The following is a 23,676-nucleotide window of genomic DNA, read 5'->3' on the forward strand; positions in this document are numbered from 1 at the left end:
GCCCCTCGTCACATGCGGAAGATGCCGAACTTCGGCTCTGGAACGGGTGCGTTGCGCGCGGCCGCCAGGCCCAGCGCCAGAACGCGCCGCGTATCCGCCGGATCGATGATGCCGTCGTCCCACAGCCGCGCCGTCGCGTAGTAGGGATGGCCTTGGTCTTCGTACTGCTGGCGGATCGGCGCCTTGAAGGCTTCTTCCTCTTCCTTGCTCCAGCTGCCGCCCTTGAGCTCGATGCCGTCGCGCTTCACCGTGGCCAGCACGCTCGCGGCCTGCTCGCCGCCCATCACGCTGATGCGCGCGTTGGGCCACATCCAGAGAAAGCGCGGGCTGTACGCGCGGCCGCACATGCCGTAGTTGCCGGCGCCGAAGCTGCCGCCGATGATGATGGTGAACTTCGGCACGTTGGCCGTGGCCACGGCCGTCACCATCTTGGCGCCGTGGCGCGCAATGCCTTCGTTCTCGTACTTGCGACCCACCATGAAGCCCGTGATGTTCTGCAGGAACACCAGCGGGATCTTGCGGTGGCAGCACAGCTCGATGAAGTGCGCGCCCTTCTGGGCCGATTCGCTGAACAGGATGCCGTTGTTCGCGATGATGCCAACGGGCATGCCCTCGATCTCGGCAAAGCCGCAGACAAGCGTGGCGCCGAAGCGGGCCTTGAACTCGTGGAACTCGCTGCCATCGACGATGCGCGCGATGATCTCGCGCACGTCGAAGGGCTTGCGGGTGTCGGTCGGGATCACGCCGTAGAGTTCTTCGCGGGGGAATGCGGGCGGGTGCACCTCGGCCTTCGCCGGAGCTTCGACTGCGTTGGCATTGAGATTGGCCACCGCCGAACGTGCCAGCGCCAGCGCATGCAGGTCGTTCTGCGCCAAGTGATCCACCACGCCCGAGAGCCGCGTGTGCACGTCGCCGCCGCCCAGGTCTTCGGCCGTGACGACCTCGCCGGTGGCCGCCTTCACGAGCGGCGGGCCGCCCAGGAAGATGGTGCCCTGGTTCTTCACGATGATCGACTCGTCGCTCATCGCCGGCACATACGCGCCGCCCGCCGTGCACGAGCCCATGACCACCGCGATCTGCGGGATGCCCTGGGCGCTCATGTTGGCCTGGTTGTAGAAGATGCGGCCGAAGTGGTCGCGGTCGGGAAACACCTCGTCCTGGTTCGGCAGGTTGGCGCCGCCCGAATCGACCAGGTAGATGCAGGGCAGGCGGTTCTGCTCGGCGATCTCCTGCGCGCGCAGGTGCTTCTTGACGGTCATCGGGTAGTAGGTGCCGCCCTTCACCGTCGCGTCGTTGCAGACGATCATGCAGTCGACGCCGTTCACGCGGCCGATGCCGGCGATGAGGCCTGCGCCCGGTGCCGATTCAGCCCCCTTCGCGTCGAGGTACATCGCATGCGCGGCCAGCGGCGCGATCTCCAGGAATGGCGTGCCGGGGTCGAGCAGCTCGGCCACGCGGTCGCGCGGCAGCAGCTTGCCGCGTGCCGTGTGTTTGGCGCGCGCGGCCTCGCCGCCGCCCTGCTCCACTTTCGCGAACTGCTTGTACAGGTCGTCGACCAGCGCGCGCATGGCCGCGACGTTGGCCTGGAAGTCGGCCGACCGCGCGTTGAGTTTGGTTTCGAGTTTGCTCATGCTGTCTTTTCTTGTTCGAGGCCGAGTTGTTCCGCCATCGCTTCGCGGATCTTGAATTTCTGGATCTTGCCGGTCACCGTCATCGGGAACGCGCTGACGAACTGGATGTACCTCGGCACCTTGTAGTGCGCGATCTGGCCCTTGCAGAAGTCGCGGATCTCGGTGTCGGTCGCGGTCTGGCCGGGTTTGACGATGATCCAGGCGCAAAGCTCCTCGCCGTACTTCTTGTCCGGAAGGCCCACCACCTGCACGTCCTGCACCTTCGGATGACGGTAGAGGAACTCTTCGATCTCGCGCGGGTAGATGTTCTCGCCGCCGCGGATCACCAGGTCCTTGATGCGGCCGACGATGTTGACGTAGCCCTCGGCGTCCATGGTGGCAAGGTCGCCGGTGTGCATCCAGTGCTCGGCGTCGATGGCTTCGCGGGTCTTTTCTTCGTCTTCCCAGTAGCCGTGCATCACCGAGTAGCCGCGCGTGCAGAACTCGCCGGAGGTGCCGCGCGGCACGATGGCGCCGGTCTCGGGATCGATGATCTTGATCTCCAGATGCGGCTGCACGGTGCCCACCGTCGACACGCGCTTGTCCAGCGGCGTGTTTGTGCTGCTCTGGCAGCTCACCGGGCTGGTCTCGGTCATGCCATAGGCAATGGTGATTTCGCTTAGGTGCATCTCGTTCACCACGCGCTTCATCACCTCGATGGGGCATGGCGACCCGGCCATGATGCCGGTGCGAAGCGTGGAGAGGTCGAACTCCTTGAAGCGCGGATGGTCGAGCTCGGCGATGAACATCGTGGGCACACCATGCAGGCCCGTGCACTTCTCGGCCTGCACGGTCTCCAGCACGGTGAGCGGGTCGAACCCATCGTTCGGGTACACGATGGCCGAGCCGTGCGTGAGGCAGGCCAGGTTACCGAGCACCATGCCGAAGCAGTGGTACAGCGGCACCGGAATGCACAGCCGGTCGGACGGCGTGAGCTTCATGCATTCGCCGATGAAGAAGCCGTTGTTCAGGATGTTGCGATGCGTGAGCGTCGCGCCCTTGGGAAAGCCCGTGGTGCCGCTGGTGAACTGGATGTTGATCGGATCGATGGCCTTGAGCGTCTTCTGCACCTGCGCCACGCGCGGGTCGGCCGCATCGCCGCTCGCGAGCAATTGGCTGAAGCGCTGCATGCCGGGTTCTTCGACATCTGCCGCGGCCTTGCCGTCGATCCAGAAAGTGTGCTGCAACTGCGGCAAGCGCTTCGGTCCGAGTTCGCGCAGCATGCCGAGGTAGTCGCTGGTCTTGAACTGCGCCATCGTCACCAGCACCTTGCAGCCGACCTTGTTGAGCGCGTATTCGAGCTCTGACGTGCGGTAGGCCGGGTTGATGTTGACGAGGACGAGGCCGGCCTTGGCGGTCGCGATCTGCATCAGCACCCAGGGTGCGTTGTTGTGCGACCAGATGCCCACGCGGTCGCCGGGTTCGAGGCCCAGGTTCAGCAATGCGCTGGCGAGTTTGCTGGACTCGGCCTGCAGTTCGCGGTAGGTGAAGCGCTTGCCTTCATGGCGGCTGACGAGCGCCTCGCGGTCGGGGTGCTTCGAGACCATGTCGTCGAAGAAGTCGCCGATGGTTTGCTCGATGAGGGGGACGTCGGTGGCGCCCTGGCCGTAGCTTTGATTCAGCGCAACAGTCATATCTATGTCCTTGTCTGGCTCCTTCCCCTTTCGGGGGAAGGCTGGGATGGGGGCAAGCGGCGCCTGTTCGGCGCAGTGCTTCATCGACAGCCCCTGCCCCCACCCCCGCCCTCCCCCAGAGGGGGAGGGAGAAAAACATCCTACGCAGTTTCCGCGAACAACTCGCGCCCGATCAGCATCCGCCGGATCTCGCTCGTCCCCGCGCCAATCTCATACAGCTTGGCATCACGCCACAGCCGCTCCACCGGAAAGTCCTTGGTGTAGCCCACGCCGCCTAGCGCCTGGATCGCCTCGCCGGCCATCCACGTCGCCTTCTCGGCCGAATAGAGAATCGCGCCCGCCGCGTCCTTGCGGAAGGTGCGCGCATGGTCGTTGCGGTCGCAGGCCTTGCCCACGGCGTACACATAGGCGCGCGTAGCCTGCCACGTCGAATACATGTCCGCCAGCTTGCCCTGCATCAGCTGGAATTCGCCGATGCTCTGGCCGAACTGCTTGCGCTCGTGGACAAAGGGCAGCACCGCGTCCATGCAGGCGGCCATGATGCCTAGCGGGCCGCCCGAGAGCACCGCGCGCTCGTAGTCGAGCCCGCTCATCAGCACCTTGGCGCCCATGCCCTCGCCGCCGAGCACGTTTTCTTCCGGCACTTCGCAGTTGTCGAAGAACAGCGGGTAGGTGTTGGAGCCGCGCATGCCCAGCTTGTCGAGCTTGGTGCCGGCCGAAAAGCCCTTGAAGCCCTTTTCGACAATGAAGGCCGTCATGCCGCGTGCGCCCATTTCAGGTTCGGTCTTGGCATAGATCACCAGCGTGTCGGCGTCGCCGCCGTTGGTGATCCACATCTTGCCGCCGTTGAGCACGTAGTAGCCGTTCTTCTTTTCGGCCTTGAGCTTCATGCTCACCACGTCGGAGCCGGCGTTGGGCTCGCTCATGGCCAGCGCGCCGACGTGCTCGCCGCTCACCAGCTTGGGCAGGTATTTCTTCTTCTGCGTGTCGCTGCCGTTGCGGTGGATCTGGTTCACGCACAGGTTGGAGTGCGCGCCGTATGAGAGGCCCACCGACGCCGAGGCGCGCGAGACTTCTTCCATGGCCACGATGTGCGCCAGGTAGCCGAGCTCGGTACCGCCGAACTCTTCCTTCACCGTCATGCCGTGCAGGCCGAGCTCGCCGAGCTTCTGCCACAGGTCGTGCGGAAACAGGTTGTCGCGGTCGATGTCCGCGGCGCGCGGCGCGATTTCGTTCGCGGCAAAGTCCTGGATGGCGCTGCGCAGCGAATCGATGGTCTCGCCCAGGTCGAAGTTCAGGCCGGGATCGTGCATGTGTCTTGTCTCCTCTGAGGGGGTCGGCGCGCAGGCTGTCCCACGCGGATTGGCGCTTGGTAGAAACGCAGCTTACGCTTCGCGGCGCCGCAATTGGCGCCACAATGGTTGCAAATTGCGCCACGTCTTGTCCGTCCATCCATGACTTCGCCCGCCCTCCTTCGACCTGCCCGCGCTGCCACGCCGATGGCCTTCGTGAGAGCCATCGTGCGGGGCTACGAGCGCTACGGCGCCGATCCGGCGGCGGCCCTGCAGGCGGCACAGATCACGCCGCCTGAACTGACCCGGCCGGACGCGCGCGTGACGGCCGGGCAGTTCGAGGCGCTGTCGGGCCACGCGATGCAGGAACTCGACGACGAGGCCCTTGGCTGGTTCTCCCGGCGGCTGCCATGGGGCAGCTACGGCATGCTGTGCCGCGCCTCGCTGACCTCGCCCGACCTGGGCGTGGCCATCAAGCGCTGGTGCCGCCACCACCACCTGCTGACTGACGACATCACGCTGGCGCTGGAAGTGTCCGGCGGCGTTGCCACGCTGCGCATTACCGAGAACCGCCCGCTGGACGAGGCGTTTCGCGAGGTCTGCCTGGTGACCACCCTGCGCTTCCTGCACGGGTACGTCTGCTGGGCCATCGACTCGCGCATTCCGCTGCGCGACGCCGCGTTTCCGTTCGCGGCGCCGCAGCACCGCGACGCCTACCCGCTGATGTTCACGGCCGACGTGCGCTTCGATGCGCCCGAGGCCAGCTTCACCTTCGACGAGCGGTACCTCGCCCTGCCGCTGCAGCGCGACGAACGCGCGCTGCGCACCATGCTCAAGCGGGCGCTGCCGCTCACGGTGCTCCAGTACCGGCGCGACCGGCTGCTGGGGCAGCGCGTGCGCGAACTGCTGCGCTCACGCGCCAGCGAGGCCACCACCGCGGAGGCCTTGGCCACGCTACTCAACGTGTCAAGCCGCACGCTCCACCGTCAGCTGCATGAGGAGGGCACGTCGATGCAGACGCTGAAGAACGAGGTGCGCCACGAGATGGCAGTGGACCTGTTGCGCCGGACCACACGCCCCATCAAGCAGGTGGCGCTGTCGGTCGGCTTCAGGAACGAGAAGAGTTTTTCGCGCGCCTTCCTGCAATGGACCGGGCACGCACCGCGCGATTTCCGGCAGCAGGGAAAGTAGCGCTCAGGCAGCCGGTGTGTCGATGAGTGCGAGCGCGTCGACGATGGATCGGCTGTCTTCCGGCCGCACCAGCTTGGCGACCTGCTGTCCGTCGCGCATGAACACCAGCGTAGGCCACAGCCGCACGTTGAACGAGCGGCCCAGCGGGCGTCCGCTGCCGTCCTCGACCTTGATGCGCTTGATGTGGGGGTACTTGGCGAAGGCCTCGGCGATGTTCGGCTGCGCAGCCTTGCAGATGCCGCACCAATTGGTGCCGAACTCGACCACGGCGGGGCCCGCAAGCGCATCGATCTCGGCGCGGTCGGGCTGCTCGGTCTTGTACTCGGAAGTCATGCGATCTGGCTCCTTGTGGACTTGCTTTGCCGCCATTGCAGCAGAAACCCGGCGGGCTTGCCCGCGGCAGGGGCTTGGTTTTTCTTCGGCTTTTTTTTCAGGCCGGCTGCAAGCCGTGCGCGGCCAACAGCGCGGGCAGTTCCTTCATGTCGCCGAACACCTGCAGTGCGCCGACGCTGCGCAGCGCCTCGGGGCCGCTGTGGCCCGATTCGCCGGTGCTGTAGCCGAACACCGTGGCACCCGCGGCCACGCCGGCCATCGCACCGGTGACCGTGTCCTCGACCACCGCGCAGCGCTTCGGGTCGACGCCGAGTGCTGCTGCGGCTGCAAGGTACACGTCGGGATGCGGTTTGGAGCGCGGCATCTCGTGCCCGCTGAAGATGCGTCCCTCGAAGCAGTCGAGCAGGCCCACCTTCGCCAGTTGCAGCTCGACCTTGTGGCGATCGGCACCCGAGGCGCAGGCAATGCGGCCCTCGAGCGCCGCGTGTATTTCGCGGATGGCCGCGGGAGCATGGGGAATCGCCATCAGGTCGCGTTCGAGTGCGTCGTTGCGGCGGGCCCTGAATGCTTTGAGCCACTCTTCGGTAATCCGGACGCCGGTTTTGGATTCGATGAGCGCGGTTTCGTCCTTCACGGCCTTGCCGGTGAAGGTGTTCATCGACTCTTCAGTGGTGAGGTGCCAGCCGAGTTCGCCGAGCATTTCGGCGAGGACGCGATTGGTGATGGGTTCGGAATCTACTAGGACGCCGTCGCAGTCGAAGAGGATGGCGTCGAAGGGGTATGAGGGCATTTGGTTTGTTCGGCTTTGCTTGGTTTTGGGGACGATGGTAGCAATTGGAGGTTTTTGAGTTCCGAGGCCGGGTGTCGCCCCGGCGGGCGACCTACTTTTCTTTGCTTCGCCAAAGAAACGTAGGCAAAAGAAAGGCGACCCCACTGTCTGCGACCCTCCGCTGCGCTGCGGGCAACCTGCGGTGCTCGGGTTTCGCGGGGTCTCGCAGAACTCGCTTCGCTCAAACAGCTGCGAGCCCTGATCCGCGAAACCCTGCGCTCCTCGGCGCATACAGAGGGGCTTGGAGACCGAACGGGCCTTTGCTTCGCTCGGCCACCGGGCCACCACAGGCGCGCAGCGCCTGGGTGGTTGGTATTGGGCTTCGGTATCGAGTTTGGCTGTTGGCCTTGGGGCCGAGCGAAGCGATGGCCTGTCGGCTCCCACCCCTTCTGTATGCGCCGAGGATCGCAGATGGAGGTGGGATCAGGGCCGCAGCTGTTTGAGCGAAGCGAGTTCTGCGGACCCCCGCCGGAATCGAGCACCGCAGGTTGCCCGCAGCGCAGCGAAGGGACGCAGACAGTAGGGTCGCCTTTTCTTTGCTTACTTTCTTTTGGCGAAGCAAAAGAAAGTGAGTCGCCCGCCGGGGCGAGTCCCGGCCTCGGAACTCAAAAGAAGACAGCGATCAACGCGCGTGCGTAACCCCCCCATCCACCACCAACGTAGACCCCATCACATAGTCCCCCGCCCGCGAAGCCAAATAAATAGCCGCCCCCGCCATATCCTCAGGCGTCCCGATGCGCCCCGCAGGAATCCGCTCCTTCACCTCATCGCCATGATCGCGCGCCAGCTTGTTCATGTCCGAAGCAAACGCCCCCGGCGCAATCGCGCTCACGACGATGCGGTCTTGCGCCAGCCGAAGCGCCATGCGCCGTGTGAGCTGGATCAACCCAGCCTTGCTCGCGGCGTAGGAATACGTCTCCTGCGGATTCACCGAAATGCCATCGATAGAGGCAATGTTGATCACCTTCGACAGATGATCGGTCGCGGCCTTCTTGAGCATCGGCGTCAGCGCCTTGGTCAAGAAGAACGGCGTCTTGAGGTTCAGGTCCACCACCTTGTCCCAACCGCTCTCGGGAAACTCGTCATACGGCGCGCCCCAGGCCGCCCCGGCGTTGTTGACCAGGATGTCGAGCGAGCCTTCGTGCTTCGCATAGGCATCGACCAACGCTTGCGCCCCCTCCAGCGTGGACACGTCGGCCGGCAGCGACACGCAATGGCCGAAGGCCGAAAGTTCCTTGGCGGTCTGGTCGCAGGCCTCGGCTTTGCGGGCCGAGATGTACACGCGCGCGCCCTGCGCCAGGAAGCCCTCAGCGATCATGCGGCCGATACCGCGCGAGCCGCCGGTGATCAGGGCGCTGCGGCCCTTCAGCGAGAAAAGTTGGGTGGTGTCCATGGCGAAGGTGTCTCCTGAATGAATGACTGACTGACTGACGAAAGATCCAGGAAACGAGCTTAGTGCGCCGCACGCCGGCGGCGCGTCACCTTGGCGGCAGCGACAGACTCCGCGGGCTCGTGAAGCTGCGCAGCTCGCCGCTCACCGGGTCCTGGAACGCCACCGACTTGGCCAGCAGCTGCAGCGGCTTGTCGAAGTCGTCGCTGCCCTGCGGCAGCAGCGTCGGGTAGATCGGGTCGTTCACGATCGGCATGCCCAGCGCCATGCAGTGCACCCGCAGCTGGTGCTTGCGGCCGGTGACAGGCGAGAGATCGAGCAAGGCATGACCGCCCGCCGCCTGTTGCACCACGATTCGCGTCTCGGAGTTGGGCTCGCCTGCCTCTTCCTTCACCCGCATGAAATGTTCGTCGTCCGCCAGCCGGCTGCGGTAGGTGCCGGGCACCGACGACACGCCCGGCTGCCACGGCACCACGGCCTCGTAGTGCTTGGCGATTCGGCGCTCCGGGAACATGGCCTGGTAGGCGCCGCGCGTTTCGGGCCGCACCGAGAACAGCACCAGCCCCGCCGTGCTGCGGTCGATGCGGTGCAGCGGCACCAGGTCGTCGAGCTTCAGCTTGCGCTTGAGCCGCACCAGCAGGCTTTCCTGCAAGTACTTGCCGGTCGGCGTCACGGGCAGGAACGGCGGCTTGTCGACCACAACCAACTGGTCGTCCTGGAACAGCACCTGCTCGTCGAATGGAATGCGCACCTCGGCATCGAGCGTGCGGTAGTAGTACACACGCAGCGGCGCCTGGTAGCGGCGCTGCGCGGTCACGGGCACGCCGTGTTCGTCGACCACGTCGTTGGCCTCGATGCGCGCCATCCACGCTTCGCGCGTGATCGCCGGAAAGCGCGCCATCAGGAACTCGGCGATGGTGGGCCACGGGCCTTGCGGCAGGCCGACGCAGCTCGGACCGACGCCGTCGCGCGTGGGCAGCGGCAAGCGCGGGCTCGTCATTGCGAGAGCGCGTTCTGCAGCAGCGACAGCGCCTCGGTGAACAAGGGCCGCGCCGCCACGTCGGCTTGCATGCAGCGGACTTTGAGGGCAGCCATGGCTTCTGGCGGTGCATCGCTGCAATGCGCGAGCAGTTCTTCGAGCAGGCAGCCGAAGGCGCGCATCTCCAAGCGCTGCAGAGCCTCGGCTTGCACCGGATCGAGCGCGCCGGTCATCCAGGCCGCGCCGAAGTCGCCGAGCAACCCGCCGCCCTGCACGCTCCAGAGGATGTTGTGCGCGTAAAGGTCGCCGTGCAGGATGCCGCTCGCATGCAGGTGCCGCATGGCCGAAGCGATGTCGCGGGCGATGCGCAGTGCCACGACGGAGGTCCATTGCGCGTCGGCCGGATAGACGTCGCGCGTGCAGGAGGCAAGGCTGGGCGGCCCCGCGAGCGTGCGGAACGATGGGTCCACCAGCGCCATGACCAGGCCTTCGGCGCCGCCCGGATGCCCGTCGATTCTGCTTTGAGCGGCAATGAGAGTCGGGTGCGCGCCGGCCGCGATGCTGGCGGCCATTTCACTGTGCGGCCAGCCATCGCTCGTCACCGCGCCCTTGAAGAGCTTGACGGCCACCGGCCGCATCGCCGAGCCCAGAGTTGCCTGGTGGATTACCCCCGACGCCCCTTCGCCGAGTTTCGGGCCGAGCGCCAATTCGCACCAATCGACATGCGGCACCGACTGCGCAGCAATGGCTGCATCCTCGGCCTGCGCATCGAAAGGATTGCCCGCACCCGCGAGCCACGAGAGGCGCGGCAGCGAGAGCAGCCGCGGAGGCAGCACCTCGAAGCGGTTGGCGGAAATGCGCAGCAGTTCGAGCTGGCCGCAGGCCGCCAGCGATTCCGGCAGCGTACGCAGCTGGTTGCCGGCGAGCATGAGTTTCTGCATCGCGGTGCACTGACCCAGCGCCTCGGGCAAGGTCTCGATGCTGTTGTCCGTCAATATCAGCCAGCGCAGCAACGGCAGCCGTAGCGCGGCGGCGGGCACGGAGCAGATGCGATTGGCCTTGAACCCGACCATTTCCAAGGCTTGGCACTGACCGATCGATTCGGGCAGGTGCGTGAAACGGTTGTCAGAGCAGAACAGCACGCGCAGGCGATGCAGCCGGCCCAGGTCATCGGGCAGCGAATCGAGCGCATTGCCTGAGAGATTCAGGATTTCGAGCGAATCGGCCAGGTCGAAGATCTCGCGCGGAAACTCGGTGAGTCCGTACGAGAGATCGATTCGTTTTGCGCCTGCCAGCCGGCCCGCGCGCAGCTCAGCAAGCGTGTCCATCCACCGAGTCTAAAGTGCCTGGGTCGCGGCGGCTCCGGCGCCAAAACGGTAGATGCCGTCCGCGCCCAGCTCGCGCCTGACCTGGCCCGCAAACCACAGCAGGTGCAGGTGCGCCACCGTCTCGCCCATCGCGAAGGTCATCTGGTGCAGGTCGAGTTCGCGCTTGAAGAGGATGGGCAGGCCTTCGGCTGCAGTCAGCGGACGTGCGGTGCACGCCTCGAGCAGTTCGGCCAGGCGGTCGCGGTGGTGCTCCTGCAGCTGGTCGACGCGACGGTGAATGCCGGTGAACGGCTTGCCGTGCGATGGCAGGCCCAGCGTATCGGCCGGCAGCGCCTTGAACTTGTCGATGCTGTCCAGGAAGAGCCGCAGCGAATTGGCTTCGGGCTCGCCGGCGTGCACGCTCACGTTGGTCGAGATGCGCGGCAGCATCATGTCGCCGCCCAGCAGCAGCTTCAGCTCGTCGCAGTACAACGCGATGTGCTCGGGCGCGTGGCCGTAGCCACTGATGCAGCGCCAGGCGTGGCCATTAATGTCCACGGTGTCGCCGTCCAGCATACGTGTGAAACGGTCGGGCACCGAGGGCACCATGTTGGCGTAGTAGTTGGTGCGCGCGCGAATCTTGGCTACGGCCGCGGGATCCGTCAGGCCGTGCGAGGCAAAGAAGCTCGCCGCGGCATCGCCGCCCGCCAGCGTGTCGCCGTTGGTGCTCAGCACGCGCGCCACGTGGTAGTCGGTCGAGCTGATCCACAGCGGCGCATTCCAGCGCGTGCACAACCACTCGGCCAGGCCGATATGGTCGGGATGCATGTGGGTGACGATCACGCGCAAGATCGGCAGGCCCTGCAACTGGGTCTCGAAGATCTGCTCCCACTGCGCGCGGGCTTCGTCATGCGCGATGCAGCAGTCGACCACCGTCCAGCCTTCGACGCCGTCGATGCTGTCGCGCAGCAGCCAGAGGTTGATATGGTCGAGCGCAAACGGCAGCCGCATGCGGATCCATCGCACGCCCGGCGCGACTTCCAGTGCTTCGCCGGGGGCGGGCAGGGTGTCGCCCAGGGGGTAGTGAAGTTCGCGTTCGAGGAGGTTCATGTAAGATTGACGTTTACGTAAACGTCATGGGTTGATGGCACCATTGTAGGGAGCGCGGGGCAAACCTGCTGTCGCGCCCGCAACGCCCCCACAGCCGGCTTCCAGACAAACCGCAGCATATGTCCGCGCAGACCTTCACCATCAGCCAGCTCGCGAAGGAGTTCGACCTCACGACGCGCGCCATCCGCTTCTATGAAGACATGGGGCTGCTGACGCCGGAGCGCTCCGGCATGCAGCGCATCTACAGCGCGCGCGACCGGGCGCGGCTCACGCTCACGCTGCGTGCCAAGCGCCTGGGCCTGAGCCTGACCGAGGCCAGGGAAATCCTGGACATGTACGACAGCCCGCGCGACACCGTGCCGCAGCTCGAGAAGTTTCTCGGCGTGCTCGGCGCGCACCGCGCTCAGCTCGAAGCCCAGCTGACCGAGCTGCAGGCCAACCTGGCGGAAGTGCGCGAACACGAGAAGAAAGGCCGCGCGACGCTGGCCAAGGCGCAGAAGGCGGCCAGAACGGCCTGATATACCGCACCCAATCACGACTCATCGACAATCACGCCCATGTCCGACACTCTTGATGACCTGTTTGCCCACAACCGTGCCTGGTCCGCACAGATGGAACGCGACCGGCCTGGCTTCTTCACCAGCCTGGTGAAGCAACAGACGCCGCGCTACATGTGGATCGGCTGCTCCGACAGCCGCGTGCCCGCCAACCAGATCACGGGCCTGGAACCTGGCGAGGTCTTCGTGCACCGCAACGTCGCCAACATCGTGGTGCACTCCGACCTCAACGCGCTTTCAGCGATTCAGTTCGCGGTCGAGCACCTGAAGGTCGAGCACATCATGGTGGTCGGCCACTATGGCTGCGCCGGGGTCAAGGCGGCGCTCAGCGGCAAGCGCATCGGCCTGGCCGACAACTGGATCCGCCACATCCAGGACGTGCGCGACCGCCACTCCGTGATGCTCGAAACCCTGCCCGAAGACGTGCGCGTCGATGCGCTGTGCGAACTCAACGTGGCCGAGCAGGTGGTCAACGTGGCCGTCAGCACCGTCATGGTAGATGCCTGGGGCCGCGGCCAGAAGGTCAAGATCCACGGCTGGACCTTTGGCGTGCACGATGGCCTGCTGCAAGACCTGGGGCTGAATGTCGACGGCGCGAAGCCGCTCGACGCGGTGTACAAGGCCGCGGTGCAGCGCATCCGCTACAAGTGGAGCAAGCCCCTGGGTATCTCGCCCTCTGCGCAGGCCGGGTCCGATGGCACCGAGGTCATCGAAGTCATTCCGGCTGCCGAGGCCAACACCCCCGTTGGCGAAGGCACCGAAGCGAAATCTGGCTGAAGCCATGTTCCCGCAGCGTCTCGATTCACCGCTGGCCTACGACATTGCCAAGGCGATGATCGATGGATTCAATCGCCATTACAGCCTGTTCCGCGCTGAATCGGCACGCGCCAAGCACCGCTTCGAAACGGCCGACTGGCATGGCCAGCAGCGCGCGCAACGCGAACGCATCGAGTTCTATGACCTGCGCGTGAACGAGGCCGTGGCCCGCCTCGAGAAAGAGTTCAAGGCCGGCGACCAGCCGATGGAGGTGTGGCACCAGGTCAAGCTGCACTTCATCGGCTTGCTGGTGGACCACCACCAGCCCGAACTGGCCGAGAGCTTCTTCAACTCAGTGACCACGAAGATCCTGCACCGGGCCTACTTCCAGAACGACTTCATCTTCGTTCGCCCGGCCATCAGCACCGAATACATCGAGCCGCGAGGCGCGCCCACCTACCGGCCCTACTACCCTTCGCACGAGACGCTGGCCGACACCATCGAGCAGATGCTCGACGACTACGCCCTGCAGGGCGGCTTTGCCAACAAGCGGCGCGATGCCGAGCGCGTGGCGCACGCCATCATGGGGCGCTTTCACCAGGTGAAGCTGCGCGCCAATTTCCAGCTGCAGGTGCTCTCGGGGCTGTTCTATCGCAACAAGGGCGCCTACGTGGTCGGAAAGATCATGAACGGCTTTGTCGAACTTCCGTTCTCGCTGCCCATCCTGCATGACAGCCATGGCAAGTTCTATGTGGATGCGGCGCTCTTCGGCGAAGACGACCTGCAGATGCTCTTCAGTTTTGCACGCGCCTATTTCATGGTCGACATGGAAGTGCCGTCGGCCTGCGTGCAGTTCCTGCGCTCGCTCATGCCACGCAAGCCGCGTGCGGAAATCTACAACGCGCTGGGCCTGGCCAAGCAGGGCAAGACGCTGTTCTACCGCGACTTTCTTTCGCACCTGAACTACTCGAGCGACCGCTTCCGCATCGCCCCCGGCATCAAGGGCATGGTCATGCTGGTGTTCGACCTGCCGTCGTTCCCGTTCGTGTTCAAGGTCATCAAGGATTTCTATCCGCCACAGAAGGACACCACGCGCGAGCAGATCAAGGGCAAGTACATGCTCGTGAAGCAGCACGACCGCGTGGGCCGCATGGCCGACACGCTGGAGTACAGCGACGTGGGTTTTCCGCTCGACCGCTTCGAGCCCGAGCTGATCGAGGAGATCCGCAAGTTCGCGCCCAGCCAGCTCGAGATCGGCGACCGCGACGGCAACGGGGAGATGGAGCTGGTGCTCAAGCACGTCTACATCGAGCGCCGCATGATCCCGCTCAACATCTTCCTGCAGGAAGCCTTCGACACGCTGGCCCACCCCGAAAGCCCGGCCCATGCCAAGCGAGCGAAGGAGCAGCTGGAGCATGCGGTGATTGAATACGGCAACGCGATCAAGGACATGGTCGCCGCCAACATCTTCCCGGGCGACATGCTGTGGAAGAACTTCGGCGTCACGCGCGGCGGCAAGGTCGTGTTCTACGACTACGACGAGATCGAATACATCACCGACTGCCGGTTTCGCAAGGTCCCTGCAGCACGCAACGAGGAAGACGAAATGAGCGGCGAGGTCTGGTATTCGGTCGGCCCGAAGGATGTGTTTCCCGAAACCTTCGAACCCTTCCTGCTCGGCAACAGCGACGTGCGCGCGGCCTTCATGGCGCACCATGCCGACCTGCTCGATGCTGCCTTCTGGCAGCACCACAAGGAACGCATCGAGGCGGGCCAGATGCTCGACGTGTTCCCGTATGAAGAATCGCAGCGCTTCCAGCACGAAGGCCATGCGACCCATTTCTGATTGAGTCCCCGGTCCACGACGACCACTTTCAACTTTCCGAAGGAGACCTCCATGCCTGAATCCATCGTCATCGTCGGCGCCGCCCGCACCCCCATGGGGAGCTTCCAGGGCGACTTTTTTTCCCTCTCGGCGCACGACCTCGGCGGCGCCGCCATCAAGGCCGCCGTCGAGCGCGCGGGCATCGCCCCTGACAGCGTGGGCGAAGTGTTGTTCGGCAACTGCCTGATGGCCGGCCAGGGCCAGGCCCCGGCCCGCCAGGCGGCCTACAAGGGCGGCCTGCCCGACAGCGCGGGCGCGGTCACGCTCAGCAAGATGTGCGGCTCGGCCATGAAGGCCGCGATGCTCGCGCACGACCTGCTCTTGGCCGGCACGCACGAGGTGATGGTGGCGGGCGGCATGGAAAGCATGACCAACGCGCCCTACCTCATGCTCAAGGGCCGTGGCGGCTACCGCATGGGCCATGACCGCATCTTCGACCACATGATGCTCGACGGCCTGGAAGACGCCTACCAGCCGGGCCGCTCGATGGGCACCTTCGGCGAGGACTGCGCCGCCAAGTACAAGTTCACGCGCGAGCAGCAGGACGCCTTCGCCATTGCCAGCGTGCAGCGCGCCAAGGCGGCCACCGAGTCTGGCGCGTTCAAGGAAGAGATCACGCCCGTCACCGTGAAGGGCCGTGGCGGCGACACGGTCATTTCCATCGACGAAGGTCCGGGCAAGGTCAAGCTCGACAAGATCGCCACGCTCAAGCCCGCGTTCAAGAAAGAGAACGGCACCATCACCGCCGCATCGAGCTCGTCGATCAACGACGGCGCCGCCGCGCTGGTGATGATGACCGAGTCGCACGCGAAGAAGATCGGAGCCAAGCCCATCGCCCGCCTCGTCGGCCATGCCACACATGCGCAGCAGCCCGAGTGGTTCTCCACCGCCCCGGTCGGCGCCGTGGCCAAGCTGTTCAAGAAGACCGGCTGGACGGTCAAAGACGTCGACCTGTGGGAAGTGAACGAGGCTTTCGCGGTGGTGCCGATGGCGCTGATGCACGAGCTCGACGTGTCGCACGACATCGTCAATGTGAACGGCGGCGCCTGTGCGCTGGGGCACCCGATCGGCGCCAGCGGCGCGCGCATCATGGTCACTCTGATTCATGCGCTGAAGGCACGCGGCAAGAAGCGCGGCGTGGCCACGCTGTGCATCGGCGGCGGCGAAGGCACGGCCGTGGCGCTCGAATTGCTCTGATAAAAACAACCGCCACGAGCGCCCCCGACCGGGGCGCTTCGTGGTTTTACTTTACGACCATTGCACCCGGCAGGAGATTCTTCATGCGCCCATTCAACCAACGTACCGTCATGGCGGCCTTGCTGGCCGGCGCTTTCCTGGCGCCCGCCGCCAGCTGGGCACAAAAGCGCGACAACGTGCTGTTCCAGGCGGCCACCGATGCGCAGCCCGCGGTGCTCAAGACGTTGGAGCAGCTGGTCAACATCGAAACCGGCACGGAAGACGCCGAAGGCATTGCGGCCGCCGGCAACTACCTGGAAGGCGAGCTCAAGAACCTGGGCTTCACCGTCACGCGCAGCAAGTCCACCGGACTCGTGGTGGGCGACAACATCGTCGGCAAGCTCAAGGGCCGCGGCGGGAAGAACCTGCTGCTGATGTCGCACATGGACACCGTGTACCTCAAGGGCACGCTCGCGAAGGCGCCGTTCCGCATCGAGGGCACCAAGGCCTACGGCCCGGGCATTGCCGATGACAAGGGCGGCAACGCCGTCATCCTGCACACGCTGAAGCTGCTCAAGGACTACGGGGTGCGCGACTACGGCACCATCACCGTGCTCTTCAACACCGACGAGGAAAAAGGCTCCTTCGGCTCGCGCGACCTGATCCAGGAAGAAGCCAAACAGGCCGACTACGTGCTGTCGTTCGAACCCACGAGCGCGGGCGACGAGAAGCTTTCGCTCGGCACTTCCGGCATTGCCTATGTACAGGTCAACATCACCGGCAAGGCCTCCCATGCGGGCGCGGCGCCCGAGCTGGGCGTGAACGCCCTGGTGGAGGCTTCCGACCTGGTGCTGCGCACCATGAGCATCGACGACAAGGCGAAGCACCTGCGCTTCAACTGGACCATCGCCAAGGCCGGCAACGTGTCGAACATCATTCCCGCCAGCGCCACGCTGAACGCCGACGTGCGCTATGCGCGCAACGAAGACTTCGACGCCGCCGTGAAGACGCTCGAGGAAAAGGCGCAGCAGAAGAAGCTGCCCGAGGCCGACGTCAAGGTGATCATCACGCGCGGCCGTCCGGCGTTCAACGCCGGCGAAGGCGGCAAGAAGCTGGTCGACAAGGCCGTGGCCTTCTACAAGGAAGCCGGCGGCACGCTCGGCGTGGAAGAGCGCACGGGTGGCGGCACCGATGCGGCCTACGCGGCGCTCTCGGGCAAGCCGGTGATCGAAAGCCTGGGCCTGCCGGGCTTCGGCTATCACAGCGACAAGGCCGAGTATGTCGACATCAGCGCCATTCCCAGGCGCCTATACATGGCCGCACGCTTGATCATGGATCTGGGCTCGGGCAAGTAAGACGCAAGAAAAAGAGAAAGACAGGAGACACGCCATGCTGCTCAGTGCCGACCAGGAAGCCATCCGCGACGCGGTACGCGATTTTTCTCAAGCTGAACTTTGGCCCAACGCCCCGAAGTGGGATCGCGAGCACAGTTTCCCGAAGGAAGCGCATCAGGGCCTTGCGGCGCTGGGCGCCTATGGCATCTGCGTGCCCGAGGAACACGGCGGTGCGGGCCTGGACTACCTCACGCTCGCGCTGGTGCTGGAAGAAATCGCGGCCGGCGACGGCGGCACCAGCACCGCCATCAGCGTGACCAACTGTCCGGTCAACGCGATCCTCATGCGCTACGGCAACGCGCAGCAGAAGAAGAAATGGCTCGAGCCGCTCGCGCAAGGCCAGATGCTCGGCGCCTTCTGCCTCACCGAGCCGCAGGCCGGCAGCGATGCGTCGAGCCTGCGCACCACGGCGCGCAAGGAAGGCGATGCCTACGTGATCGACGGCGTGAAGCAGTTCATCACCAGCGGCAAGAACGGCCAGGTCGCCATCGTCATCGCGGTGACCGACAAGGGCGCGGGCAAGCGCGGCATGAGTGCGTTCATCGTGCCCACCAACGCGCCCGGCTACAGCGTGGCGCGGCTCGAGGACAAGCTGGGCCAGCACAGCAGCGACACCGCGCAGATCAATTTCGACGGCTGCCGCATCCCGGCGGAAAACCTCATCGGCGCCGAGGGCGAGGGCTACAAGATCGCGCTCGGCGCGCTCGAGGGCGGGCGCATCGGCATCGCGGCGCAGAGCGTGGGCATGGCGCGCAGCGCCTTCGACGTGGCGCTGGCCTATGCCAAGGAGCGCCAGGCCTTCGGCGGTTCGATCTTCGAGCAGCAGGCAGTCGGTTTCAGGCTGGCCGAATGCGCCACGCAGCTTGAGGCCGCGCGCCAGCTGATCTGGCATGCCGCCAGCCTGCGCGACGCGGGCCGGCCCTGCCTCAAGGAGGCCGCCATGGCCAAGCTGTTCGCGAGCGAAATGGCCGAGCGCGTGTGCAGCGCGGCCATCCAGACCCTGGGCGGCTACGGCTACGTGAACGATTTTCCGCTGGAGCGCATCTACCGCGACGTGCGCGTGTGCCAGATCTACGAAGGCACCTCGGACATCCAGAAACTGCTGATCCAGCGCGCGCTGGCGTGAGCATGCGCCGCGGGCGCTTCGTTGTCATCGGTTTGGATGACAGACAGCAACGCGCTGGCGGCGCAGCATGGCGGTCTCTTCGTCGGAGGTCTTTGCCATGTCCAATTTCAAACCTGTTCCCCTCGCCCTCGCTCTGCTGTGCCTCGGTGCCATGGGCTCGTCCGCGCAAGCTCAACCTGCCGTCCCGGACCTCGCCACGCTGACCGCGAGCGACGCGGTGCGTCAGCTCTGCGAGGGCACGGTGAGCAGCGAGCAACTGGTGGCGGCCTACATCGCCCAAGCCAATGCAAGAACGAACCTCAATGCCTTCGTCACGCTCGATGAAGCCGGAGCGCTGAAAGCCGCGCGCGCCGCCGATGCACAGCGCAAGCGCGGCGGCGCCTGCAAGCCGCTGGCCGGCCTGCCGGTGGTCATCAAAGACAACATCCAGGTGCGAGGCCTGCCCGCCACGGCCGGTTCACCTGCACTCAAGGGCTTCGTGCCAATGACAGACGCCCCCGTAGTCGCCAAGCTTCGGGCTGCGGGCGCGGTCATCCTCGGAAAGACGAACATGCACGAGCTGGCCTTTGGCGTCACCGGCTACAACCCCGCGTTCCAGAGCGGCCCCGAGGTCGGTGTGCGCAACGCCTACGACCCGAGCCGCATTGCGGGCGGGTCGTCATCGGGCAATGGCGCGGCGCTCGGCGCGCGCATGGCGCCGGCCGCGCTGGGCACCGACACGGGCGGTTCGGTGCGCATTCCGTGCGCGTTCAATGGCTGCGCATCGCTGCGCCCGACGATGGGGCGCTATTCGCAGCAGGGCATCGCGCCAATCTCGCACACGCGCGACACGGCCGGACCGATGGCGCAGTCGATGGCTGACGTCGCGCTGCTCGATCGCGTTATCGCAAGCGGCCCGCCGCTCAGGCCGATCGACCTGAAGCGGGTGCGGCTTGGCGTGGTGCCGGCGTTCTACTCGAACCTCGACGCGGATACGCGCGCCGCCACCGATGCAGCACTTGCCAAGCTGCGTGCGGCCGGCGTCACGCTGGTGGACGTCGAGATGCCGAAGCTCATGGAACTCAACGGCGATATCGGGTTTCCGCTTGCACTCTACGAGGCGCACGACGACATGGTGGCCTACCTTGCGAAGTACCGCACCGGGATCGACATCGCGCAGCTGACAGCCGGCATCGCAAGCCCCGACGTCAAGGGCACCTTCGAAGCCTTCGTGATCCCGCGCAAGCTGCCCGCGCCCAATGGTGTAGTCGACGCCAAGCCGGCTTACGACAACGCGATGCGAGTCGCGCGGCCCGCATTGCAGAAGCTCTACCGCGACACCTTCGCGAAGAACAGGCTCGATGCGCTCGTGTTCCCGACGGTGCCGCGTGTGGCATTGCCGGCCGGGCCGGAGGCCAGCAGTCCCGAGAACTTCGGCGCGCTGATCCAGAACACCGACCCCGGCAGCAACGCCGGAATTCCTGGCGTGCAGTTGCCCTCGGGCCTGGGTGCGCAAAGCGGGCTGCCAGTGGGGCTGGAGCTCGACGGACCGGCCGGCAGCGACCGCAAGCTGCTCGCCGTCGGGATCGCGGTGGAAGGCGTTCTGGGCCGCCTGGCTGCGCCCAAGGCGAAATAGCGCCTTCTCGACCGATCAGCGCTTCGACAGGCCGGCAAGCGCCGACCGTCGCTCGATGCCGAGCTTGTCGAAGGTGCGACGCAGATAGGTGCGCACCGTCGGCACGCTCACGGCCATGCGGCGCGCGATCTCCTTGTCGGTGAGGCCTTCGCACACGGCCCGCGCGACCTCCCGTTCGCGCGTGCTCAGTTCGCGCCAGGCGGTTTCGGCAGGCAGCGGCATTGCAGCAGCCGTGCGCTGCGCACGCTGCAGCGCACCGACGAACGCCGGCTCGATCAGGTCGAGCAGCGCCTTCTCGTGGTCGCCAAAATCCCCGCGCCCCTTGCGCCGCCAGATGCGCAGATCGCCCAGCGCACGGCTGCCCTCGAAGGCATGCAGGTTCATCCCCCAGTGCAGTCCATCGCGCGAGAGAAAGTCGGTGAAAAACTCCGTCTTCATCAGTTCGCGCTGAGGCATTACGTCGGTCACCCGCGTGGCGCGGCGGTGCGACTGCAACACAAAGGTGATTGGGTCGTGGTGCTGGTGCCATTCGCCGTAGCGGTCGAGGTTGGCGGGGTCCATGTTCAGCGCCACGCGGCCCTCGAAGCGGCCGGTTTCGGCATGCCACACGAAGGAGGCGAACTGGTCTGCATGCAGCAGGTCGAGCAGCGCCCAGCCCAGCTGTTCGCGGATGTCGCTTTCGCCGCGGTCTTGAGCGAGCAGCGTGAAAACGCCGCGCAGCGCCTGCTGTTCGGAGCCTGTCAGGTACATCGCCGCCTTGCTCTGTGGGTATGCCAAAGAAGGCTAGCGTCTAGCAAGCGCTGCGCCAAGGGAGTATCTCCGGAGCCGCCGCAGGGCTTGCCCCATCGGAGGGAAGGCCTCGAGGTGTTCCAATAGGGGCTTCATGAGTGCCACCGATCCCACCACCGGACCTTGCCCCTGCGGCCGCACGGACCGCCGAGACAAGCCCATCGGCTTCGCCCTGTGCTGCGGCCGCTACCTCGACGATTTCGAGGGCACGCCCGCGCCCGACGCCGAATCGCTGATGCGTTCCCGCTACACGGCCTTCGTGCTGGAGCGCGGCCCCTACCTGCTCGCCACCTGGCACCCCTCGAAGCGCCCGGCCTCGATCGAGTTCGAACCCGGGGTGAAATGGCTCGGGCTCGACATCCGCTCGCGATCGGTGCTGGACGCCGACCATGCCGAGGTCGAATTCGTCGCCCGCCAGCGCAGCAGCACCGGCACCGCCACCCGCCTGCACGAGCGCAGCCGCTTCGTGCGCGAGGGAGACCGCTGGTTCTACCTTGAGGGCGACCTGCAGACCCCCGGTTGACGCACCGGGCCTCGGCCCGCACAATAGGCCCCGCTCCGGGGTGCACGCATGTGGCGTGCTGAGATGGCAAGTGCCGACCCGCGAACTTGATCCGGGTCATACCGGCGTAAGAAGAGCTGCACTCCCTGACTCCGGTCCCGCCAACCACCCCGCGTGGCGGCCCAAAGTCCTCAGAGCGATTGCGGAGCACCCTTTCCCTCAACAAGGAGTGCCCCGCATGAATGCCCCCGACAAGTTCACCTCCCTGCTTTCGCTGACGCGCGAGCCGTTTCCCGCTTCGCACAAGTGCCTGATTCCGGGCAGCCGGCCCGACCTGAACGTGCCGGTGCGCGACGTGCTGCTGACCAACGGCGAGACCGTTTCGCTCTACGACACCTCGGGCCCGTACACCGATGCCAAGGTTGACATCGACGTGCGCCGCGGCCTGCCCGGCGTGCGCGATGCATGGATCGCCGAGCGCAACGACACCGAAAGCTACGAGGGCCGCTCGCACCAGGCGCTCGACGAAGGCCTGAAGCACGCGCACGACCACGACGCGCAGCGCCTGGCCGAACTGCGCGCTGGCGCTTCGGCGCTGCAGCGCACGCCGCGCCGCGCGAAGTCGGGCGCCAACGTCACGCAGATGCACTACGCACGCCGCGGCATCGTCACGCCCGAGATGGAATACGTGGCCCTGCGCGAGAACGGCAAGCGCGAATGGATGGCCGAATACCTCGCCAACGAGGAGCGCGCCAAACGCGTCGCCGGCAATCCGATGGGCGCAAGCATTCCGCGCATCATCACGCCCGAGTTCGTGCGCGACGAGGTCGCGCGCGGCCGCGCGATCATTCCGGCCAACATCAACCACCCCGAAGTGGAGCCGATGGCGATCGGCCGCAACTTCAAGGTGAAGATCAACGCCAACATCGGCAACTCGGCCGTTACCTCGAGCATCGAGGAAGAGGTTGAAAAGCTCGTGTGGGCGATCCGCTGGGGCGCCGACAACGTGATGGACCTGTCGACCGGCAAGAACATCCACACCACGCGCGACTGGATCGTGCGCAACTCGCCGGTGCCCATTGGCACCGTGCCGATCTACCAGGCGCTCGAAAAGGTGGGCGGCGTGGCCGAGGACCTCACCTGGGAGATCTTCCGCGACACGCTCATCGAGCAGGCCGAGCAGGGCATCGACTACTTCACCATCCACGCCGGCGTGCGCCTGCCTTTCATCCACCTCACGGCGGACCGCATGACGGGCATCGTCTCGCGCGGCGGATCGATCATGGCCAAGTGGTGCATCGCGCACCACAAGGAGAGCTTTCTCTACGAGCGCTTCGAGGACATCTGCGACATCATGAAGGCGTACGACGTGAGCTTCTCGCTGGGCGACGGCCTGCGTCCGGGCTCGGGTGCCGATGCCAACGACGAGGCGCAATTCGCCGAGCTGCGCACGCTGGGCGAGCTCACGCAGATCGCGTGGAAGCACGACGTGCAGACCATGATCGAAGGCCCGGGCCACGTGCCGATGCACATGATCCAGGCCAACATGGACGAGCAACTCAAGCACTGCCACGAAGCGCCGTTCTACACGCTCGGGCCGCTGACCATCGACATCGCGCCGGGCTACGACCACATCTCCAGCGCCATCGGCGCCGCGATGATCGGCTGGGCCGGCACCGCCATGCTCTGCTACGTGACGCCCAAGGAGCACCTGGGCCTGCCCGACCGCGACGACGTGAAGCAGGGGATCATTGCCTACAAGATCGCCGCGCATGCAGCGGACGTGGCGAAGGGGCACCCCGGGGCTCGTTCGCGCGACGATGCGCTGAGCAAGGCTCGCTTCGAGTTCCGCTGGCAGGACCAGTTCAATCTGGGGCTCGACCCGGACACCGCGCGCGAATTCCACGATGAAACTTTGCCGAAGGATTCGAGCAAGGTGGCGCACTTCTGTTCGATGTGCGGACCCAAGTTCTGCTCGATGAAGATCACGCAGGAGGTGCGAGAGTACGCGGCGAAGAAGGGCGTGGCGGAGGCCGAAGCCATGGCGGCCGGCATGGCCGAGAAGTCGCAGGAGTTCGCGGCGGCCGGCGGGGAGATGTATATCCCGATCCGGGCGGTCTCCTAGGGTTTGATTCCGGGGC

Annotated in this window: 20 protein-coding genes and 1 riboswitch; of the genes, 10 read left to right on the forward strand and 10 right to left on the reverse strand. The window is 65.7% G+C overall.

Annotated elements, in window-relative coordinates:
• Positions 1-8: 8 nt before the first annotated feature.
• The 3 genes from BLR24_RS11810 to BLR24_RS11820 form a co-directional block, all read right to left on the reverse strand.
• Complete coding sequence (locus BLR24_RS11810; RefSeq protein WP_093016987.1) at positions 9-1,631, reverse strand: carboxyl transferase domain-containing protein; 1,623 nt, start codon at positions 1,629-1,631, stop codon at positions 9-11.
• Positions 1,628-3,304, reverse strand: a complete 1,677-nt coding sequence (locus BLR24_RS11815; protein WP_093016989.1) for an AMP-binding protein — start codon at positions 3,302-3,304, stop codon at positions 1,628-1,630. The genes BLR24_RS11810 and BLR24_RS11815 overlap by 4 nt, the downstream gene beginning before the upstream one ends.
• 140 nt (positions 3,305-3,444) lie before the next feature.
• Positions 3,445-4,617 (reverse strand): isovaleryl-CoA dehydrogenase, encoded by a 1,173-nt coding sequence (locus tag BLR24_RS11820; protein WP_093016991.1) that lies wholly within the window; start codon positions 4,615-4,617, stop codon positions 3,445-3,447.
• Positions 4,618-4,758: 141 nt separating this feature from the next.
• On the opposite strand from BLR24_RS11820, the gene BLR24_RS11825 reads away from it, so the two are divergent.
• Positions 4,759-5,787 (forward strand): AraC family transcriptional regulator, encoded by a 1,029-nt coding sequence (locus BLR24_RS11825; RefSeq protein WP_093016993.1) that lies wholly within the window; start codon positions 4,759-4,761, stop codon positions 5,785-5,787.
• A 3-nt stretch (positions 5,788-5,790) separates the two neighbouring features.
• On the opposite strand, the gene BLR24_RS11830 is transcribed toward BLR24_RS11825, so the two are convergent.
• From BLR24_RS11830 to BLR24_RS11865, 6 genes are all read right to left on the reverse strand, one after another.
• A complete protein-coding gene (locus BLR24_RS11830) occupies positions 5,791-6,120 on the reverse strand; it encodes a thioredoxin family protein (RefSeq protein WP_093017372.1) in 330 nt (109 codons plus the stop codon).
• Positions 6,121-6,217: 97 nt separating this feature from the next.
• On the reverse strand, positions 6,218-6,910 hold the full coding sequence (locus BLR24_RS11835; RefSeq protein ID WP_093016995.1) for an HAD family hydrolase: 693 nt from the start codon (positions 6,908-6,910) through the stop codon (positions 6,218-6,220).
• A 661-nt stretch (positions 6,911-7,571) separates the two neighbouring features.
• Positions 7,572-8,342 carry an SDR family oxidoreductase gene (locus BLR24_RS11850; RefSeq protein WP_093016997.1) on the reverse strand — a complete coding sequence of 257 codons (771 nt, stop codon included), beginning with the start codon at positions 8,340-8,342 and terminating at the stop codon, positions 7,572-7,574.
• Between the two features lie 85 nt (positions 8,343-8,427).
• On the reverse strand, positions 8,428-9,339 hold the full coding sequence (locus BLR24_RS11855) for a pseudouridine synthase (RefSeq protein ID WP_093016999.1): 912 nt from the start codon (positions 9,337-9,339) through the stop codon (positions 8,428-8,430).
• Complete coding sequence (locus BLR24_RS11860) at positions 9,336-10,646, reverse strand: leucine-rich repeat-containing protein kinase family protein (RefSeq protein ID WP_093017001.1); 1,311 nt, start codon at positions 10,644-10,646, stop codon at positions 9,336-9,338. The genes BLR24_RS11855 and BLR24_RS11860 overlap by 4 nt, the downstream gene beginning before the upstream one ends.
• A 9-nt stretch (positions 10,647-10,655) precedes the next feature.
• Positions 10,656-11,735, reverse strand: a complete 1,080-nt coding sequence (locus tag BLR24_RS11865) for an MBL fold metallo-hydrolase (protein ID WP_093017003.1) — start codon at positions 11,733-11,735, stop codon at positions 10,656-10,658.
• A gap of 119 nt (positions 11,736-11,854) precedes the next feature.
• On the opposite strand from BLR24_RS11865, the gene BLR24_RS11870 reads away from it, so the two are divergent.
• The 7 genes from BLR24_RS11870 to iaaH all read left to right on the forward strand — a co-directional run bounded on the left by BLR24_RS11870 (position 11,855) and on the right by iaaH (position 20,244).
• The gene (locus BLR24_RS11870; RefSeq protein WP_093017005.1) at positions 11,855-12,253 is read left to right on the forward strand and encodes a MerR family transcriptional regulator; all 399 of its coding nucleotides are present in this window, start codon (positions 11,855-11,857) and stop codon (positions 12,251-12,253) included.
• 39 nt (positions 12,254-12,292) lie between these two features.
• The gene (can, locus tag BLR24_RS11875) at positions 12,293-13,069 is read left to right on the forward strand and encodes a carbonate dehydratase (RefSeq protein WP_093017007.1); all 777 of its coding nucleotides are present in this window, start codon (positions 12,293-12,295) and stop codon (positions 13,067-13,069) included.
• Between the two features lie 4 nt (positions 13,070-13,073).
• Complete coding sequence (gene aceK, locus BLR24_RS11880) at positions 13,074-14,894, forward strand: bifunctional isocitrate dehydrogenase kinase/phosphatase (RefSeq protein ID WP_093017009.1); 1,821 nt, start codon at positions 13,074-13,076, stop codon at positions 14,892-14,894.
• A gap of 51 nt (positions 14,895-14,945) precedes the next feature.
• Positions 14,946-16,130, forward strand: coding sequence for an acetyl-CoA C-acyltransferase (locus BLR24_RS11885; RefSeq protein ID WP_093017011.1), 1,185 nt, complete (start codon positions 14,946-14,948; stop codon positions 16,128-16,130).
• Positions 16,131-16,213: 83 nt separating this feature from the next.
• A complete protein-coding gene (locus tag BLR24_RS11890) occupies positions 16,214-17,464 on the forward strand; it encodes a glutamate carboxypeptidase (protein ID WP_093017013.1) in 1,251 nt (416 codons plus the stop codon).
• Positions 17,465-17,498: 34 nt separating this feature from the next.
• The gene (locus BLR24_RS11895; protein WP_093017015.1) at positions 17,499-18,629 is read left to right on the forward strand and encodes an acyl-CoA dehydrogenase family protein; all 1,131 of its coding nucleotides are present in this window, start codon (positions 17,499-17,501) and stop codon (positions 18,627-18,629) included.
• 97 nt (positions 18,630-18,726) lie between these two features.
• Complete coding sequence (gene iaaH, locus BLR24_RS11900; protein ID WP_093017374.1) at positions 18,727-20,244, forward strand: indoleacetamide hydrolase; 1,518 nt, start codon at positions 18,727-18,729, stop codon at positions 20,242-20,244.
• A 15-nt stretch (positions 20,245-20,259) separates the two neighbouring features.
• On the opposite strand, the gene BLR24_RS11905 is transcribed toward iaaH, so the two are convergent.
• On the reverse strand, positions 20,260-20,994 hold the full coding sequence (locus tag BLR24_RS11905) for a helix-turn-helix transcriptional regulator (RefSeq protein ID WP_093017017.1): 735 nt from the start codon (positions 20,992-20,994) through the stop codon (positions 20,260-20,262).
• A gap of 133 nt (positions 20,995-21,127) precedes the next feature.
• On the opposite strand from BLR24_RS11905, the gene BLR24_RS11910 reads away from it, so the two are divergent.
• Positions 21,128-21,556, forward strand: coding sequence for a YchJ family protein (locus tag BLR24_RS11910; RefSeq protein WP_093017019.1), 429 nt, complete (start codon positions 21,128-21,130; stop codon positions 21,554-21,556).
• Between the two features lie 26 nt (positions 21,557-21,582).
• Positions 21,583-21,686: riboswitch (TPP riboswitch) on the forward strand.
• Between the two features lie 87 nt (positions 21,687-21,773).
• Positions 21,774-23,660, forward strand: a complete 1,887-nt coding sequence (thiC, locus tag BLR24_RS11915; RefSeq protein ID WP_055808218.1) for a phosphomethylpyrimidine synthase ThiC — start codon at positions 21,774-21,776, stop codon at positions 23,658-23,660.
• Positions 23,661-23,676: the final 16 nt, after the last annotated feature.

Source organism: Variovorax sp. OV700, from assembly GCF_900099805.1.
Lineage (GTDB): Bacteria > Pseudomonadota > Gammaproteobacteria > Burkholderiales > Burkholderiaceae_C > Variovorax.